This is a genomic window from Nitrospirota bacterium, assembly GCA_035873375.1.
Lineage (GTDB): Bacteria > Nitrospirota > Thermodesulfovibrionia > Thermodesulfovibrionales > JdFR-85 > BMS3Bbin07.
The window spans coordinates 1-16,000 of the sequence record JAYWMQ010000057.1 but is presented as its reverse complement, the minus strand read 5'-3'; the positions used below and the strand labels follow the sequence as shown (position 1 = coordinate 16,000).

Annotated in this window: 20 protein-coding genes, 1 tRNA gene and 1 other RNA gene; 8 read left to right on the top strand and 14 right to left on the bottom strand. The window is 49.3% G+C overall.

From position 1 onward, the window contains the following. Positions 1-298: 298 nt before the first annotated feature. Complete coding sequence (locus VST71_12085) at positions 299-574, bottom strand: type II toxin-antitoxin system RelE/ParE family toxin (protein ID MEC4686456.1); 276 nt, start codon at positions 572-574, stop codon at positions 299-301. 2 nt (positions 575-576) lie between these two features. Further along, positions 577-801, bottom strand: coding sequence for a hypothetical protein (locus VST71_12080; GenBank protein MEC4686455.1), 225 nt, complete (start codon positions 799-801; stop codon positions 577-579). 377 nt (positions 802-1,178) lie between these two features. On the opposite strand from VST71_12080, the gene VST71_12075 reads away from it, so the two are divergent. Next, positions 1,179-1,814 (top strand): MarC family protein, encoded by a 636-nt coding sequence (locus tag VST71_12075; GenBank protein ID MEC4686454.1) that lies wholly within the window; start codon positions 1,179-1,181, stop codon positions 1,812-1,814. Here the strand turns inward: VST71_12075 and VST71_12070 are convergent. From VST71_12070 to VST71_12045, 6 genes are all read right to left on the bottom strand, one after another. After that, entirely contained in the window at positions 1,811-2,242 is a 432-nt protein-coding gene (locus VST71_12070; protein ID MEC4686453.1) for a MerC family mercury resistance protein, read from the bottom strand. The two genes, VST71_12075 and VST71_12070, sit on opposite strands and share 4 nt — an antisense overlap. Further along, positions 2,235-3,449, bottom strand: coding sequence for an HgcAB-like fusion protein (locus VST71_12065; protein ID MEC4686452.1), 1,215 nt, complete (start codon positions 3,447-3,449; stop codon positions 2,235-2,237). The genes VST71_12070 and VST71_12065 overlap by 8 nt, the downstream gene beginning before the upstream one ends. Next, positions 3,446-4,084 carry a corrinoid protein-associated methyltransferase CpaM gene (cpaM, locus tag VST71_12060; GenBank protein MEC4686451.1) on the bottom strand — a complete coding sequence of 213 codons (639 nt, stop codon included), beginning with the start codon at positions 4,082-4,084 and terminating at the stop codon, positions 3,446-3,448. Before cpaM ends, VST71_12065 begins: the two co-directional genes overlap by 4 nt. Position 4,085: 1 nt before the next feature. Beyond that, entirely contained in the window at positions 4,086-4,427 is a 342-nt protein-coding gene (locus VST71_12055) for a hypothetical protein (protein MEC4686450.1), read from the bottom strand. Positions 4,428-4,558: 131 nt separating this feature from the next. Continuing rightward, entirely contained in the window at positions 4,559-4,981 is a 423-nt protein-coding gene (locus VST71_12050) for a hypothetical protein (GenBank protein MEC4686449.1), read from the bottom strand. Beyond that, positions 4,978-5,358: a metalloregulator ArsR/SmtB family transcription factor gene (locus VST71_12045; protein ID MEC4686448.1), complete on the bottom strand. Its 381-nt coding sequence runs from the start codon at positions 5,356-5,358 to the stop codon at positions 4,978-4,980. Before VST71_12045 ends, VST71_12050 begins: the two co-directional genes overlap by 4 nt. Before the next feature lie 225 nt (positions 5,359-5,583). Here VST71_12045 and VST71_12040 point away from each other — a divergent pair, with 225 nt between their 5' ends. Genes VST71_12040 through VST71_12010 form a run of 7 tightly spaced genes read left to right on the top strand, consistent with a single transcriptional unit; the run spans position 5,584 to position 12,611 of the window. Then, the gene (locus tag VST71_12040) at positions 5,584-6,177 is read left to right on the top strand and encodes a TetR/AcrR family transcriptional regulator (protein ID MEC4686447.1); all 594 of its coding nucleotides are present in this window, start codon (positions 5,584-5,586) and stop codon (positions 6,175-6,177) included. 52 nt (positions 6,178-6,229) lie between these two features. Further along, positions 6,230-7,564 (top strand): TolC family protein, encoded by a 1,335-nt coding sequence (locus VST71_12035; protein ID MEC4686446.1) that lies wholly within the window; start codon positions 6,230-6,232, stop codon positions 7,562-7,564. Then, on the top strand, positions 7,561-8,547 hold the full coding sequence (locus VST71_12030; protein MEC4686445.1) for an efflux RND transporter periplasmic adaptor subunit: 987 nt from the start codon (positions 7,561-7,563) through the stop codon (positions 8,545-8,547). The genes VST71_12035 and VST71_12030 overlap by 4 nt, the downstream gene beginning before the upstream one ends. After that, positions 8,540-9,469, top strand: coding sequence for an ABC transporter ATP-binding protein (locus VST71_12025; GenBank protein ID MEC4686444.1), 930 nt, complete (start codon positions 8,540-8,542; stop codon positions 9,467-9,469). The genes VST71_12030 and VST71_12025 overlap by 8 nt, the downstream gene beginning before the upstream one ends. Beyond that, positions 9,462-10,388, top strand: a complete 927-nt coding sequence (locus VST71_12020; GenBank protein ID MEC4686443.1) for an ABC transporter ATP-binding protein — start codon at positions 9,462-9,464, stop codon at positions 10,386-10,388. The genes VST71_12025 and VST71_12020 overlap by 8 nt, the downstream gene beginning before the upstream one ends. Position 10,389: 1 nt before the next feature. Next, positions 10,390-11,499: an ABC transporter permease gene (locus VST71_12015; protein ID MEC4686442.1), complete on the top strand. Its 1,110-nt coding sequence runs from the start codon at positions 10,390-10,392 to the stop codon at positions 11,497-11,499. Positions 11,500-11,501: 2 nt separating this feature from the next. After that, positions 11,502-12,611: an ABC transporter permease gene (locus VST71_12010; GenBank protein MEC4686441.1), complete on the top strand. Its 1,110-nt coding sequence runs from the start codon at positions 11,502-11,504 to the stop codon at positions 12,609-12,611. Between the two features lie 31 nt (positions 12,612-12,642). Here VST71_12010 and recR read toward each other — a convergent pair whose 3' ends face one another. From recR to VST71_11980, 6 genes are all read right to left on the bottom strand, one after another. Next, complete coding sequence (gene recR, locus VST71_12005) at positions 12,643-13,236, bottom strand: recombination mediator RecR (GenBank protein ID MEC4686440.1); 594 nt, start codon at positions 13,234-13,236, stop codon at positions 12,643-12,645. Then, on the bottom strand, positions 13,233-13,574 hold the full coding sequence (locus VST71_12000; protein MEC4686439.1) for a YbaB/EbfC family nucleoid-associated protein: 342 nt from the start codon (positions 13,572-13,574) through the stop codon (positions 13,233-13,235). The genes recR and VST71_12000 overlap by 4 nt, the downstream gene beginning before the upstream one ends. Next, a complete protein-coding gene (gene dnaX / locus VST71_11995; protein MEC4686438.1) occupies positions 13,567-15,204 on the bottom strand; it encodes a DNA polymerase III subunit gamma/tau in 1,638 nt (545 codons plus the stop codon). Before dnaX ends, VST71_12000 begins: the two co-directional genes overlap by 8 nt. Before the next feature lie 49 nt (positions 15,205-15,253). Continuing rightward, positions 15,254-15,351, bottom strand: an RNA gene (gene ffs, locus VST71_11990) — signal recognition particle sRNA small type. A 99-nt stretch (positions 15,352-15,450) separates the two neighbouring features. Next, positions 15,451-15,538 (bottom strand) — tRNA-Ser (locus VST71_11985). A 285-nt stretch (positions 15,539-15,823) separates the two neighbouring features. Then, on the bottom strand, positions 15,824-16,000 hold a 177-nt coding region (locus tag VST71_11980; GenBank protein ID MEC4686437.1), incomplete at its 5' end, for a helix-turn-helix domain-containing protein.

Below are 16,000 nucleotides of genomic sequence, written 5' to 3'. Positions count from 1 at the left end.
TGTTTAACATCACAGATGCGATACTTGGATGGAAATGTGATAACTACATATGATTGATATTCCGGCTGATCTGACAACGCATTACGATGTGTGCCTCAATAGAGAAAATGTCCCTGCGGGGGGAAATCTGGGTTCAAATCTTTACTATTGACAAGGAATAAAAGAATCCATAAATTCATATGGCAAGCTCCGTATTAAACCGGCATTTAAATACATGCTATCAGGGATGCCGGACTTCTTCTGTCTGTTGTGAATATAGTGAAATTTAAAATCAGGGAAGACTTCTCTTAAGCAGGACTCAGGTTCTTTTCCATATCTTTTCATACACTTTTTTTCTATGAATGATCCCGAGTATCCATATCTCTTTTCCCTTGATTTTGAAAACTACTCTGTAATCTCCCACCCTTAATTTCCAGTATCCTTTAAGCGTCTTTCTTAAAGGTTCTCCGTACTGATCCGGAGCTGTCTTGAGACGGGTTTCAATTGCATTCTTGATTCGTTTTTTTAATCCGGCATTGAGGGAAGGTGTGTCGATTTCTTTGACATCAGGATGGTATTTAAGTTCAAATGGCAAGCTTACCAGACCTCATCATGTTTGAGGGCTTTGGTTTTTCTGAAGGTTTTCTCCCTTTCTTCAGCAAAACCGGACAATGCCATATCTTCCTCGATTTCCAGAGCCTCTTTTACAAGGTCACGTACCTTCAGAGATAACGAAACACCGTCTCTTCTGGCCAGACGTTCAATGCTGTTATATAGAGGCTCTTCCAAAACAACATTTATTCTCGGATTTTTTGCAGGCATGAACGATACCTCCTTTTGTGAATAGTGTAACACTTATAATACACCTTGTCAAGCTTACATACTCGTTCAATGCGTACGAGACAGGAGAGTGCGATATTCATCCTCTGGGGTTCTGGCCTTGAATCGTGACAAAAAGCATTCAATCCTGTATATACTCCAGAGGACGGAGAAATGCCGGGCTGCTCTTTATGCATACCGCATCATTACGGATCAGAAAACACCGGCTTCCGGATTAAGAACTGCCGGAACAACAGATAGAAGGAAGGCGCCGACCAAGGACCAAATGGTAAGATATATAGTGTTAGAATTTTCATGTTGATGGCATTGCCGGGCACAGCAGGAAACTGAATCTCAAAGGCCATTTTTGCCGAGGAGAAATGAGCAACTTATCGAGCCATTCATTAACGGTTTTTTTGGGTTTCTTTGCAATAATGAACCCTATTGCCAACACGCCTATCTTTATTGGATTAACGGGTGATGATGATCTGGCAACCAGGAAACAAATTGCTCTCAGATCCTTACTAACGGCTTTTCTTATAGTCTTTCTCTTCTGTATCCTGGGAAAGGTAATTTTTGAGTTGTTTGGAATAACGCTGCCGGCATTTCGTATCACCGGTGGCGCACTTATTATTCTTGTAGGGTTTCAAATGCTGCACGGAGAACAGTCTACTATCCATAATCCCACCAAAGAGGACACCAATAATGCCAAAGAGGCAAAATTAAGTATTGCCGTATCGCCGTTGGCAATGCCCATTTTAGCCGGGCCGGGTACTATTGCAACAGCAATGAATTATTCGGCCACAGGCAATATCCTGGAGATTGCTATTACCGTGGCTTCCTTTGCAGTGCTCTGTGGAATTACCTATCTGTTCTTTATTTTCGGGCAACGTCTCGTCAAATTCATAGGTATCAATGGAATAAACGTGGTAACCCGCCTGATGGGTCTTATATTGGCCGTTATCGGAACACAAATGGTAATCCAGGGCATACACGAGGCAAAGATGCTTTTTTAACTGTCAGGGGGAGGCGTTCCGCATTTCTCTCTGCAGTGGGCCTCTTCACTGCATACACAGGAGCGCTTCTTAACCCGAAAGTCCCACACCGAGGCAGCCAACAATACAGCAAAACCGGTCAGCTCAAGTGGCTTTGAGTATTTGCCGTAGAATACCCAAAACAAGAGCGCAGCCGCTGCGATACTCAGCAAGAGGGGACCGGCATGCCGGTGCAGACGAAAGGAATTGCCCATCCCCAGTAAAGCCGCTATCAGCAGCACTGTGATAAGTTTCACCATGAACGATTCATCAAGTTTCACGCTGACACCAACAAGGGAGAGCAGGGCCACGGCCGCCACGGTGCCGTAACAGGCAACCACGGCAAACAGGCTGGTAGCTGACCCCAGCCAGGAAAGACGGGCAGGTTTTGCAGATGTATTGTTATTCATGTAAATCCTCCGTGGTTTTATGTAAACTGACGTTGTCGATAATCCGGATAGAGCGCAACTCCGGTGCCTCAACATCCGGTTCGTTTTGTTTATCTGCCGGTTGCGCAAGTGATTTGGCGGCATTGATTACTGTACACGTAGGGCAGGAGCAGATTCCTGCGCGAAAGTTGTTCCTGATCGCCTCGTTCGGACAATTTTCAATGCATGCGCCGCAAGCCTGGCAGGCGTCAAGGTTCACAACCGCGGATTTCCTTGTAGCGGAATCCATTTTAAATACGTTGGCCGGGCAAACGGTTGTGCAAAGTCCACAGCCGATACATTGTTCCGCAATAACTTCAACACGCGTGCGTTTCACTCCCAGGACAAGTTCTTTAACATCCGCCCGCCACAGAGGCGACCAGCTCGGCATGTCATAGCCGAGGTAGGTTGAGAGAAAGACTATCCATCCCGTCCAGCCCATAGTCTCCCACGGCCCCATTCCCCATACGGCCTGAGAAACAACCACGAACAGCGCCGAAGCCATGAGGCCGAGCGAAAAGCCTTTCTGCACTCCGGGTTTTCCAGGCAGCCAAAAGACCAGCACGGTATTGAGTACTGCAAGGACAAAGAGCAGGGGAATGGATTTCCACCAGAGGCCGCTTTTCCAGATCGAAACAACAAGCATGGGCAGGAGAAGAAAGAGCAAAGAGTTGAACCCGAGGTTTGTCCCCATGACGAGCCGGTCCCTGAAGGGAAAGGTCACGCGGCGGTATTCCTGCTCTGCCTTGAGTTTTCCTCTTCCGAGATATGCAGCCAGATGTTTGATGTCCACGGGACCAAAGCAGGGGTTCCAGCCTGTACGTTTTTTCAGTGCCCGGATATTTACCCCGGTTGCCGACAATTGCGGGAGGATGAGTTTGCGGTGGTCGACCATGCTTTCAATCCCGCTCGTGTTGATAATAGAGACAACGGTATCGGTTGTAAAGTGTCCGCCACCTGCGGCACACCATACATTGATACCCTTTGTCGGGGCAACGAGCAGCCATGCATCAACGGCGTCACGCTTCAGGGTCTGAACCACCTTGCGTACCGTCAGTTCAAAGTTGCACGTAACCAGCACCGGAGAAGAGCGGTCGGGATTGCCCACCCGGTGGAGTCCCGGTTTTGTGGGAAAGGGAAAGAGGCGGCCGAAGAGGAGCCAGAGGTCTTTTATAAAATCCCGGATCATGATTTCTCCGCCTTGATGAGTGCGAGAGTTCCGAATAGGTGGTCCTTACGGCTTGCAACTTCAAAACCGGCTCTCCCAAGCCGCGCTTCAAACATCCTGAGTGCGTGCGTGGTGTTTTGGGTAAGCAGAAAAGTGATTGCAGCCAAAGGCCAGCGGATCAGACGTGCAGCAACGCGGCTCCACCACCGGCAAGGCAAGACTTCATCGGCCACCACCAGTTTGCCGCCTGCCTTAAGCAGAACGGTTGAGGCCTGCAGTACAAGGTCGAGTTCATCTTCCGTAAGCTCGCTGAAGGAGAGCGTTGCCACAATCCTGTCGAATCGTTCTTTTCCTAACCTGCCGATCTCCGTTGCCGTCATGTGGATAAACTCGGCCTCCGGTGCATTCCTGCGGGCAGCAGCCAGCATACCCTCCGAGATATCGATACCCACAACGTGTGCTCCGCGTGCGCTCATCATGGCGGCAAGTGTCCCTGTCCCGCATCCGATCTCAAGGACTTCGTCTCCAGCCTCCACCTGGGTCAAGGCGATTTCCCGCTTGATCCGGTCGATACGTCCAAACGTAAGAATACGCATTCCCCGGTCATACTTTTCGGGAGTCTGCTCCAGTATCTTCATATAAATCAGTGTAGACATTTTAAGCTTTCACCTTTTGTCTCTGCCTGGGCATCCATGCGGAGCCGACAACTATGGAGAGCAGCGTCAACCCAAACGTCAGCGGCTTGGTGACGCCAAGGAATTTTGGTCCCAGAAGCCCCAGATAGACGGGAAGCATGGGGGATCCGCAACAGCCGACAAGGAAACAGACTCCCGCCCACAACAGGCCGCCGAGAGCGATTCCGCCGGCTGCTCCCGCTGATGCGGCCAGGGCCTCACGACGCATCCTGACGGCCCGGAGGAGGCTGAACGCGGCAAAAGCCCCGGCAAGTCCGTATGACAAACCCAGCCAATACTCGCCCGGAGCAATATAGCGATTCAACCGGGACTCTTCGGGCTGCTCAAACTTGTAAGCCGCCCACTCCGCATTATCATTCGATATTGAAACATCACGTGTGGCATACAGAAAGTGACCTGCGAAAATCGCAAGGAAGACGCTCAGCATCATCCACTTCACTTTACGACTTCCACACTCTCAGCGTTGATAATCAGCCCCTTTTCACCTTGAACCACCCGTCCGGTAATCTCAACTATTGACTTGGGAGCAGGAAGCTCTCCGTTGAATTTAACAGGGATCGTGTTGAGAGCACACGTCAGCACACCGCAGGATTCAAACTCGCGGGCGTCAACTACGGCAAACACCCCATCTGTCTTTCTCACACCCGCAACAGCACCGCGCAGCACGAATTCTCCCTTAAAATCTTCTGGTTTTTTTGCAAGATCGTCAACATTAACGACTTCCGATGATCCGCGTGGGTTTGAGGTGACTGCAACTACCCCGTCAACCGGCCCGTCTCCAGTACGATGGAACGCATACGCGATTCCCCCGATAACGACAATTCCGGCCAGAACAACGGCAATGATTCCGGATTTCATTCTTCACTCCTTTCCCGCACCCGCGCCTCTGCGTCTGCAGTGAGACACCAGGCGCTGTCCAGAAGCTTGATCACGCAGGGATCAACTATACGATAGAATATCTGGTTCCCGTCCCGGCGGGACTCGATGATTCCGCTGAATGTCAATCGCTGAAGCTGGTTCGAAACAGCCGTGGGTTTCATGCCCAGGGTTTTCGCCAGATCCGTTACGCATATCTCTTCAGCCAGAAAGAGGGCATGCAGTATCCTGAGCCTGGTGCCATTGGCGAGTATCTTGAAAGTCTGCTCAAGGGAGACTGCCTGATCTTCCGTCAGCAGGGCACGGCTTTTGAGTTCGGGCTTTGCGGGACAACACGGTTCCATACTCTTCAATTTCATGCGCCTCCTCCAAATGAAAACTCCCCTAAACAGAGACCCGGGAGGACATTAATTATATGTATATCCATCATTCCATTATACTGTGGATTAGTGGCATTGTCAAGGTCTTTTTTTCTTAACTAAAAACCTGATGTTCTTCCCTTGTCATCAGGCTACAAAAAAAAACTTGACAAATAATTCAGCTGATGGCATAATGTAAGTAAATAATCACTTACATGAGGCGAGATGAATAAAACAGCTAAAAAGTTTGACAGAAAAACAAGGAGGACACAGATTGTTCAGGCTGCCCTCAGGATCATTGGAAGCCGGGGGCTGGGTGCACTGACAACCGCTGCAATAGCCAAAGAGGTTGGGATATCAGAGGCGACTCTTTACAGACATTTTAAAAACAAGGAAGAAATTCTCAATGTCATGACCGAACAGATTGGTGCAGGACTCGAAGAAAACCTTAAGACAGTGACCGCCGGTTCACCAGTTGCTCGTCTAAAAGAGATATACAGGCTCCATTTTGAGTATATAGAGAAAAATGACGGCATCCCCAGGCTTGTTTTCTCAGAAGAACTCCACATGAGGCTGCCCCATATCAGAAAAAAACTTTTAGAGAAGGTAACCGCTTACTCCTGCAAGCTGAGCGAAATTATAAAAAAAGGGCAAAAGGATGGGCTGATCAAGGAGGGGGTAAATTCCCAGGCTGCTTCCATGATATTAATCGGTATGGTGCAGGTAACGACACTTAAATGGTCTCTGAGCGGGTTTTCATTTTCTCTGGTGGATGAGGGGATGAAGCTATGGAAGGACTATGAAAAGTGTCTGAAATAAAATTAATATATTTGGCTTTGATGTAAGTGAATATTTACTTGGGAGGCTGAAAATGAAGGAAATCATAATGCTGCTTACATGTGCTGTTTTTGCAGGAAACTTGGCTTCAGGACATCTGGCCTATGGGGAAATGCGGAAGGAGTCATATACTCTTTCAGAAGCCGTTCAATATGCCCTCGAAAATAATCCCCGACTTGCGGCGTTGCAGATGGATATAGAGATTGAAGACTATAGCATTGACGAAGCAAAGGGTGGCAGGTTTCCCAGAGTGGATTTTATAGGCAACACAATCAGGTCCCGCTACGATCGCCCTGTTCTGCCGATAACAGGCTCACCTATGGAAGGTGGCTTTCCGGAGTTTGATAACCCGACTTATGAGGTCGGGGTCTCTTTTAACTTCCCGGTATATATGGGTGGAAGGCTCAAGCGGCAAGTGAGGATTGCAGAGATAAGCAAGTCCATTGTTGAGGATGCTTTTGCCCTTGGCCGGCAGGAGCTCATTTTCAATGTAACCAGCATTTATTACAAGATTCTTGAGCTTGAGAAGATCCTCGAAGCAAGTGAGAAGAGGGTGAGCCAGCTTGAGGCTCACAAAAAGGACGTAGAGCTTTTCCTGAAGGCAGGCAATGTTCCCCGGATTGATCTCCTGAATACCGAGACCGGACTTTCACATGCAAGGCATAGTGCCCTGCTCGTGAAACACAACATCGAAAGTGCCTATGAATTGCTGAAGAGTTTTATGGGGATTGAAGATGTGGATACGGAAATCTCCGTTGTCCCTGAAATAATGAACAGGACATATCCTGACATTGCGGAAAGCCGGGAAAAGGCTTTTTCCTGCAGGCCCGACTACAAGGCCGTCCTGAAAAAAGAGAGAATGGCTGCTGAGCGGGTAAGGCTCCTGTCAGGTAAAAGGCATCCCCTTGTCAGCCTCCATGGTAAATATACTGAAAACGCCGGGAGCAATTTCGATTTCAGGGAAGATTGGTATGTTTCCCTCAGGCTAACGATACCGGTTTTTGACGGTGGGGTAATAAAGACCCAGGTTAACAGAGCCCGGAAAGAAGCGGAGAAGATAAAAGAACAAGAGCGGGCTTTACGCCTCAAAATTCTCAGAGAAATAAAAGATGCTCACCTGGGCATCGAGAATGCCCTGGAGAGGATGGAAGTCCTGTCAAAGGGAATCGAAACCGCAGAGGAAATCCTGAGAATAGAACAATTGAAATACAAAGCAGGGACAGGGACAAACACTGATGTTCTTGATGCACAGACTGCCCTCCTGAGAGCCAGGGTTGAATACTATCAGGGTATTTACGATAAAGACATTGCAATCGCCGCTCTGGATAAGGCCATCGGCATGGATGGAAATGAGGAGGGTTCGAAATGAAGAAACGACTTTTAATAGCAGGTCTTGTAATCGCAATTACTGCAACAGCCATCTACCTGGCAATGCAGCGCGGGCATAAACCCGGAAAAGCGGTCATTATTGCTTCGGGTAATGTGGAGGTTACGGAAACAGACCTGGGGTTTAAACATCCGGGCAGAGTTACCGGGCTTTATACTGATGAGGGACAGAGAGTGGAAAAGGGGCAAATGCTCGCAATGGTTGACAGGGCGGAGCTTGAAAGCAGAGTACAGGAGCATAAGGCTCGTTTAAACGAAGCCCTGGTGAAGCTTGAGGAGCTCAGGGCAGGGGCCAGGCCACAGGAGATTGAAAGGGCAAGGGCTGATGTCGGTTATGCCAAGGCAGTCTTCAGCAATGCCAAAAATAATTATGAGAGAGACCGGTTCCTGTTTGAAAATGGCGCTATATCCGCCAGGCAAATGGATGGTTCTGAAAAGGCTTATCAGGTGGCCCTCTCACGCTTTCAGCATGCCAGGGAGACCTTGAGCCTCGTTATGGAGGGACCGAGAAAGGAGGTATTGCAGGCACAGAAAATCAGGGTGCAGCAGGCTGAAGCAGCACTCAGGGCATCTGAAGAAAGATTGAAAGAGAGCATGATTTATGCTCCTGTATCAGGTGTGATACTGAGAAAATATGTTGAGACCGGGGAAACGGTTAGAGGTGGAAGTCCTGTATACACGTTAGGGGATCTCCAAAATCCCTGGATAAAGATCTATATAAAAGAAGACAGACTGGGGCTTGTAAAGCTGGGGCAGAAAGCGGAAATCACAACGGATTCCTATCCCGGGAAGATTTATGAGGGTACCATCACCCGGATATCATCAAAGGCAGAGTTTACCCCGAAGAACGTTCAGACTGAAGAAGAGAGGGTGAAACTTGTCTTTGGAGTAGAGATCAGTGTGAACAATGAAAATGATGAACTGAAACCCGGGATGCCCGCAGATGTGAGGATTCTCCTTGAATAACGAAGCTGTGGCAATAAGAACGGAAAATCTCCTGAAATCCTTTGGAGAGTACCGGGCCATTGACAACCTCGATCTGGAGATCAGGAGGGGTGAGATATACGGTCTTGTAGGACCTGACGGCTCGGGAAAGACCACACTGATGAGGCTTCTTACCGCGATTATGGAGCCGGATTCCGGTCAGGCCTGGGTGGCAGGGCATTCCGTGATAACCGAAAGCGAGAGGGTCAAGGAAAAGATCGGATATATGTCGCAAAGGTTCGGTCTCTACGAGGATCTTACTGTGATAGAGAATATTATCTTTTACGCAGACTTGTACGATGTGCCCCGGAAAGAAAGGCCTGAAAGGATTGAGAGGCTTCTTGGCTTCAGCAACCTTACACCTTTTAAGGCAAGGCTTGCCGGAAAACTATCCGGCGGCATGAAACAGAAACTCGGCCTTGCCTGCGCCTTAATCCACACCCCTGAGATACTATTCCTTGATGAGCCAACAAACGGGGTTGATCCCGTATCCAGAAGGGATTTCTGGAAGATACTTTATGACCTGCTGAAAGAGGGGATCACCATATTCGTATCAACAGCCTATCTTGACGAGGCGGAACGATGCACCAGGGTCGGGCTTATCCATAATGGAAGGCTTCTGGCAGAGGACGACCCGGTGGCAATGAAGAAGTCCTTCGGTTATCCCATGATCGCCCTCAGGGCTGATGACCTGAGAAAGGCCATGAAGACGCTAAAGACAGTCCCGGGCGTAAAAAACATAAGCATTTACGGCGACAGTCTCCATATCGCACTTGAACGTCCGGAACTGACTGAGACGATAGGGGAAGAGCTCCAGGCAGCAGGAATTGTGATGAAGGGTCAGAAGAATATTGTCCCCACCCTTGAAGATATATTCATAACAATGGTGGCTGGTGATGAATGAAAAGAAGATAGCCGTAAAGGTGGAGGGTCTCACCCGGACATTCGGTGATTTCACCGCAGTGGAGAGCATAGGTTTTGCCGTGAGCAGGGGAGAGATTTACGGCTTCCTGGGACCAAACGGTGCAGGGAAGTCCACTACAATAAAGATGCTCTGCGGACTCCTGCTGCCTACAGGTGGCAACGGCACTGTAGGAGGCTTTGACATCATAAAGGAGTCGGAAAAGATCAAGAAGACCATAGGCTACATGTCACAGAAATTTTCCCTCTACGATGACCTCTCGGTAGAGGAAAACATCACGTTTTTCAGCGGAATGTACGGGGTCACGGGAAAAAACAAGAAAGAGCGCAGGGAGTGGGTGCTTGAGATGTCCGGACTTAAGGAGAGACGGGCTGTGATTACAAAGACCCTGCCGGGAGGAATCAAACAGAGACTCGCACTGGGATGCGCCCTGCTCCATGAGCCTCCTGTAATATTTCTCGATGAACCGACATCAGGGGTTGACCCTGTATCAAGGAGAAACTTCTGGAGTCTCATCTACGACATGGCAAAGGGGGGCACCACGGTCTTTGTCACCACCCATTACATGAACGAGGCTGAGTACTGTGACAGGCTTGCCCTTATCTACAGGGGAAAGATCATTGCCGAGGGGACGCCTACTGAATTGAAGGTGCAGTACATGAGCCGGCACGTCCTTGAGATAGAGACAGACAGGACATTTGAGGCACTTGAGGTTTTGAGCCGGAGCGGCTTTGAAAGCGCGCTCTTCGGGAGCCTGCTTCACGCTGTTGTCGATGATGTGGAGACTGCAATTCCGGAGATCGAAAGAGAGCTCGGGAATGCAGGGATTAAAGTAATCAGGGTTGATAAAATCATGCCGTCACTTGAAGACGTATTCGTGACGCTGATAGAGAGCGCATGAGATGAAAGTTTCCAGGATCAGAGCGATTGCAAAAAAAGAGCTGATACAGATCCGGCGGGACCCCCTGAGTCTTGCCATGGCCTTTCTGATGCCCGTGATGCTCCTGTTTATCTTCGGCTATGCCATAACTCTCGATGTGAATAACCTGGAAACCGTAGTCTGCGACCTGGACAAGAGTATGCTGAGCAGGGAACTCGTGGCACAATTCGGCGAATCGGATTATTTCACAATAATAGACAGCGTCCACAGCCAGGGAGAGATTGACGGATATCTTGACAGGGGCGAGGCATTGGTGGCTATAACCATCCCTCAGGACTTCTCTGAAGATATAAAAAAGGGGAGACCGGCCGGGCTTCAGGTCATAGTTGATGGAAGTGATTCAAATACAGCAACCATTGCGCTGGGCTATGTATCCGGTGTGACAGGGCTCTTTTCAAAAAGGATTTCCCTCAGACAGAGTCCCCCGCTTATAGACACACGTGTGCGGGTCTGGTTCAATGAGGAACTTAAGTCAAGAAACTTCATCATTCCAGGTCTAATCGCGGTGATAATGTCTGTTATTGCAGCCCTTCTCACCTCTCTTACTGTTGCACGTGAATGGGAGAGGGGAACCATGGAACAGCTCATCTCAACCCCCGTAAAAACACAGGAGTTTATACTGGGGAAACTCATACCATATTTTCTGATCGGCTTCATTGATATGCTTATATCGGTGCTTCTCGCCGTATTTTTATTTGATGTACCCATGAGGGGGAGCCTCTTTCTGCTGGCAGTGCTCTCATCCCTGTTTCTCTTTGGCGGACTCAGCCTCGGAATGCTTATATCTATAGTTGCAAAGTCCCAGCTGGTAGCAAGCCAGATAGCCATGGTGGCAACCTTCCTTCCCGCCTTTCTGCTTTCCGGGTTCATGTACACCATTGCAAACATGCCCAAGCCCCTCCAGTTAATCACCTACGCCATCCCTGCACGGTACTTTGTGAGCATACTGAAAGATATCTTCCTGAAGGGAAATGCTTTGAATATGCTGCTTTTCGAGACAGCCCTTCTTGGTCTTTTTGCCCTTGTGGTTTTTGCCATAGCCAACAAACAATTTAAAAAGAGGATTGAATAGCCATGCTTTTACGGATAAAAGAGATGATCATCAAGGAGTTTATTCAGGTCTTCAGGGACAGGAGGATGCTGGCCATTATTTTCATCACACCCGTGATCCAGATGCTCGCCTTTGGTTATGCTGCCACTACCGACGTAACCAACATCTCTACAGCAGTGTATGACCTGGACAAGTCCCTTGAAAGCCGGGAGTTGGTACAGCGGATTGAATCCTCCGGATATTTTTCAGTGAAAGTCCATGTAGAGCAAGCCGACGAGATACAGGACCTTCTTGAAAGGGGAAAGGTCATTGCAACCATACAGATAAACAGAGGTTTTTCAGAAAACCTGAAGAAAGGAATCCCCTCATCGATACAGGTGATTGTGGACGGTACTGACTCAAACACCGCCACTGTGGCCATGGAGTACATAAACAGGATCATAATGAACTACTCCGGTGATTTAAGCAGGAACATCGAAACCGGAACCCCAACGATCGACCTTCGCGCGCGGGCATGGTATAACCCTGACCTGAGAAGCAGAAACTACAATGTCCCCGGCGTCATAGCCATCGTTATCATGCTTACCTGTCTGTTGCTCACCTCCATGGCCGTGGTAAGGGAGTGGGAGATCGGGACAATGGAGCAGCTGATGGTCACCCCTCTACGGCCCATAGAGCTCATGCTCGGCAAGACCATCCCCTTTGCCGCCATAGGATTCTTCGACATGCTTGTTGTCACAACAGTGGCCGTGTTCTGGTTTCATATTCCGATTGAGGGTTCTCTGCTCTGGCTTGCACTTAACACAGCAGTCTATCTGCTTTCCGTCCTCGGAATGGGACTTCTCATATCCACCATATCAAGAACACAACAGCAGGCCATGATGGCAACATTCCTTTTCTATATACCGGCTGTGCTCCTCTCCGGGTTCATGTTTCCCATTGAGAACATGCCTCAGGTCATACAATACGGAACGTATATCAATCCCCTCAGGTATTTTCTTGTAATCATCAGGGGAATTTTTTTAAAGGGCAGCGGCATGGATATTCTCTGGCCTCAGACGTTATCGCTTTTCCTGCTCAGTATAGGTGTTGTCACCTTAAGCTCTTTACGGTTTAAAAAGAGGATTCAGTAAGGATGCGAATTAACAGGCAGGTCTCAACATTTTACAGGAGCTCTCTCCTTCCCTCCAGGGCCTTTCCCAGGGTTACCTCATCTGCATACTCGATATCTCCACCCATGGGAAGACCGTAGGCAATCCTCGTTACTTTTACATTGTAAGGGGCAAGCAGCTCTTTTATATACCTGGCCGTCATCTCACCCCTTGTGTTTGGGTTTGTGGCTATTATCACTTCCTGAACCCCGGAGTTTTCAATCCTCTCTTTCAGCTCCTTCAGCTTCAGCCTCTCAGGGGTAATGCCGTCAATGGGAGAGAGTGAGCCGAGCAGGACATGGTAGCGGCCCCTGAAGAAATTAGTCCTCTCGATAACAGCGATATTGCTTGGTTCTTCCACCACACAGAGGCTTTCACGTTCACGTGATTCATCCCTGCAGATAGTGCAGAGTTCCTCGTCTGTGATATTGAAACATTCCCTGCAGAACCTCGCCTTCTCCTTAACATCTATAATCGCCCCGGCAATCGCCCTGGCATCTTTTTCAGGCATGGAGAGTATAAAATAGGCCAGCCTCTGAGCGGTTCTTCTGCCTATTCCCGGCAGCCGGGTCAGTTCCTCTGTAAGGTTTTCAATGATTCCCCTCATTTACCAAAAAGGTCTCCAAGCCCGCCCATCCCCGGCAGCTTGAGTCCGCCGGTAAGCCGGGACATCTCGGACTGGACCATCTCCTGTGCCCGTCTAAGGGCTTCATTGCTTGCAGCCACTATCAGGTCCTCCAGCATCTCCACATCGTCGGGATTGACAACCTCACGGTCGATCTTTATCGACACGATCTCCCCGGCACCATTGGCCACCGCTGTTACCATACCTCCGCCGGCAGCGGCCTCAACTGTTTTGCTTTTGGCCTCTTCCTGAACCTTCGCCATCTCGGCCTGAAGCTTCTGGGCCTGTTTCATTATGTCTCCAAGCATTTTCTTAGACATCCGTCCTCCTTTTATCTATAATTCTGCCCCCAAAGACCTTCATAACCTTTTCTTCCTCAGGGGTTACAAGTAACCGGCCGTTTTCACTCTTTTTTTTTGACCTCTGCACTACATCAATGCCCCTAACTCCCCCCAGAAGAGGGTCTCCGGAATCCCTGAGAACTGTCTTCAGCCCCTCCAGATTCTTTTTAACGGATTCGGAATGGATGCTGTGTCCTCCGTTAAAGGCCAGGATGAGTTTGCCCGCCTTCACAACAGGCTCTGCATGTTTTAGCTTGGAGGCAAGTATGTGATCCTGCTCCCCGAGCGTTGACAATACCTTGTCCCACATCCCCTCATCCACCGGACCGTCCTCGCTTACCTCCCGGACCTTAAGTGCCGGCACTTCCGTATTGTCCATCCGGTAATCCGGCGATACTTCAGGTAATTTTTCCGGCAATACTTCCGGCAATTTCTCCGGTGAGGCTTTCGGGAGGGATACGGGGGCTGGACGTGATGTCGCCTCAAGTCCCTGGATGCGCTTTATTATATCTCCTACAGGTCTCAGCGAACTCAGCAGCGATACCTTGATGAGCCCAACCTCAAGGGCAATCCTCGGGGAAAAGGCATTCCGCACATCCGTCTCTATCTTTATGGCCTCAGACAGCAGCAGGGTCAGCTCTTCTTCAGTCACGGAAGGGAGGGTCTTTGCTATAAAATCCTTCTCAATATCCGAAAGGCTGGCGTCGTCTGCAGAGGAGGTGATTTTTGATATGAGCAGTGTCCGGACAAACTGCAGGAACTCCCTTGTAAATGCCCTGAAGTCCGTGCCTGAATCATATAGCCTGTCAACCAGAGAGATAATCTCCTTACGGTCACCCCCAAGAAGGGCATCCGTCATCTTTATAATCCTGTCAACGTCCGTTACTCCCAAAAGGTCCCGGACATCAGTGTCTGTTATCTGTGCTGAAAAGGCTGACAGCTGATCAAGAAGTGTGAGGGCATCCCTCATGCTTCCATCTGCTGCCCTGACAATCATATCCACTGCCTGCCCGGATATCCCTATACCCTCTTCTGAGGTTATATGCATTATATGTTCTTTCATCTCCGTAAAGGACACCCTCTTGAATGAGAGATGCTGGCACCTCGACAGTACAGTAACAGGGATCTTCTGTGAGGCAGTGGTAGCCAGGACAAAGACTATATGAGGGGGCGGCTCTTCAAGGGTTTTCAAAAGCGCATTAAAGGCCGACTGACTGAGCATGTGGACCTCATCAATAATGTATATCTTGTATCTCCCCGCGGATGGGGCATACTTGACCCTCTCCCTGAGGTCTCTTATATCCTCCACACTGTTGTTGGACGCCCCGTCGATCTCCATAACATCAACAGCATGTCCGTCAGCAACAGACGTGCAGAATTCGCACTTCCCGCATGGCTGCGGGGTCGGGCCTTCTGCACAGTTGAGGGCCTTTGCAAGTATCCTCGCCGCAGAGGTCTTTCCCACACCCCTGGGGCCGGAGAAGAGATAGGCATGGGCGATCCTTTCCTGGGAGATGGCGTTCTTGAGGATAGTGCTTATGGTCTTCTGACCGACAAGCTCGTCAAAGGTATCAGGTCTCCACTTTCTTGCAAGGACAATGTAGCTCATAAATTATTGGTTATACGTTGATATTGTAAGCCTGTCTTCTCAATGCAGCCAGGCAACAACTTACTGCGGCACCGGGTTGAGATGCTTACCGTTGCTTCCTTCCGGACCTGGCGGAATTCACATTCTTCCCGTGCGCAGGGCTGCTGCCCGACTGCATTCAGGAGACAGGACTTTAATCGTGCCGCAGATTAACGCAGATATACGCAGATAGCATTAAAGACTGCGGCCAGGCAATATATTCTTATCTGGCGGAGAGGGAGGGATTCGAACCCTCGGTAGGTAACCCTACACACGATTTCCAGTCGTGCCCCTTCAACCACTCGGGCACCTCTCCATCAATGTTTTCGCACTATATACCCCGCAGAGCAGGGACTGCCTGTAATTATAGCATAATCACAGGAGCTTGACCAATAGCACAGGGATTGCCGTCAGAAAACCGGTCGATAATTCGAAAGGGGCAGGGATACAGAGTTTGAACGGATTTAATTATCACTTTTGTCTCACCCGGATGGTGAGATGTGATAATTACCTCGGAGACAGACAGGATGTCTGTCGAGAATGAGTGAAAACTCTGTGTCCCTGTCCCTTTCCATTCCGCTAGCGGCAATCCCGAAACCTGCTACTGTGAAAGACCGAAGGCCTTTATTTTTCTGTGGAGATTACTCCTTTCAATCTGCAGCACCTCTGCTGTCCTGGATATATTCCAGTTGTTCTCCTGCAATTTTTTCAGGATAAAATCGCGTTCAAAGGTATCGCGTGCCTCTCTCAAGGTCTTGAAGGAGAAGTAGTCATGGGG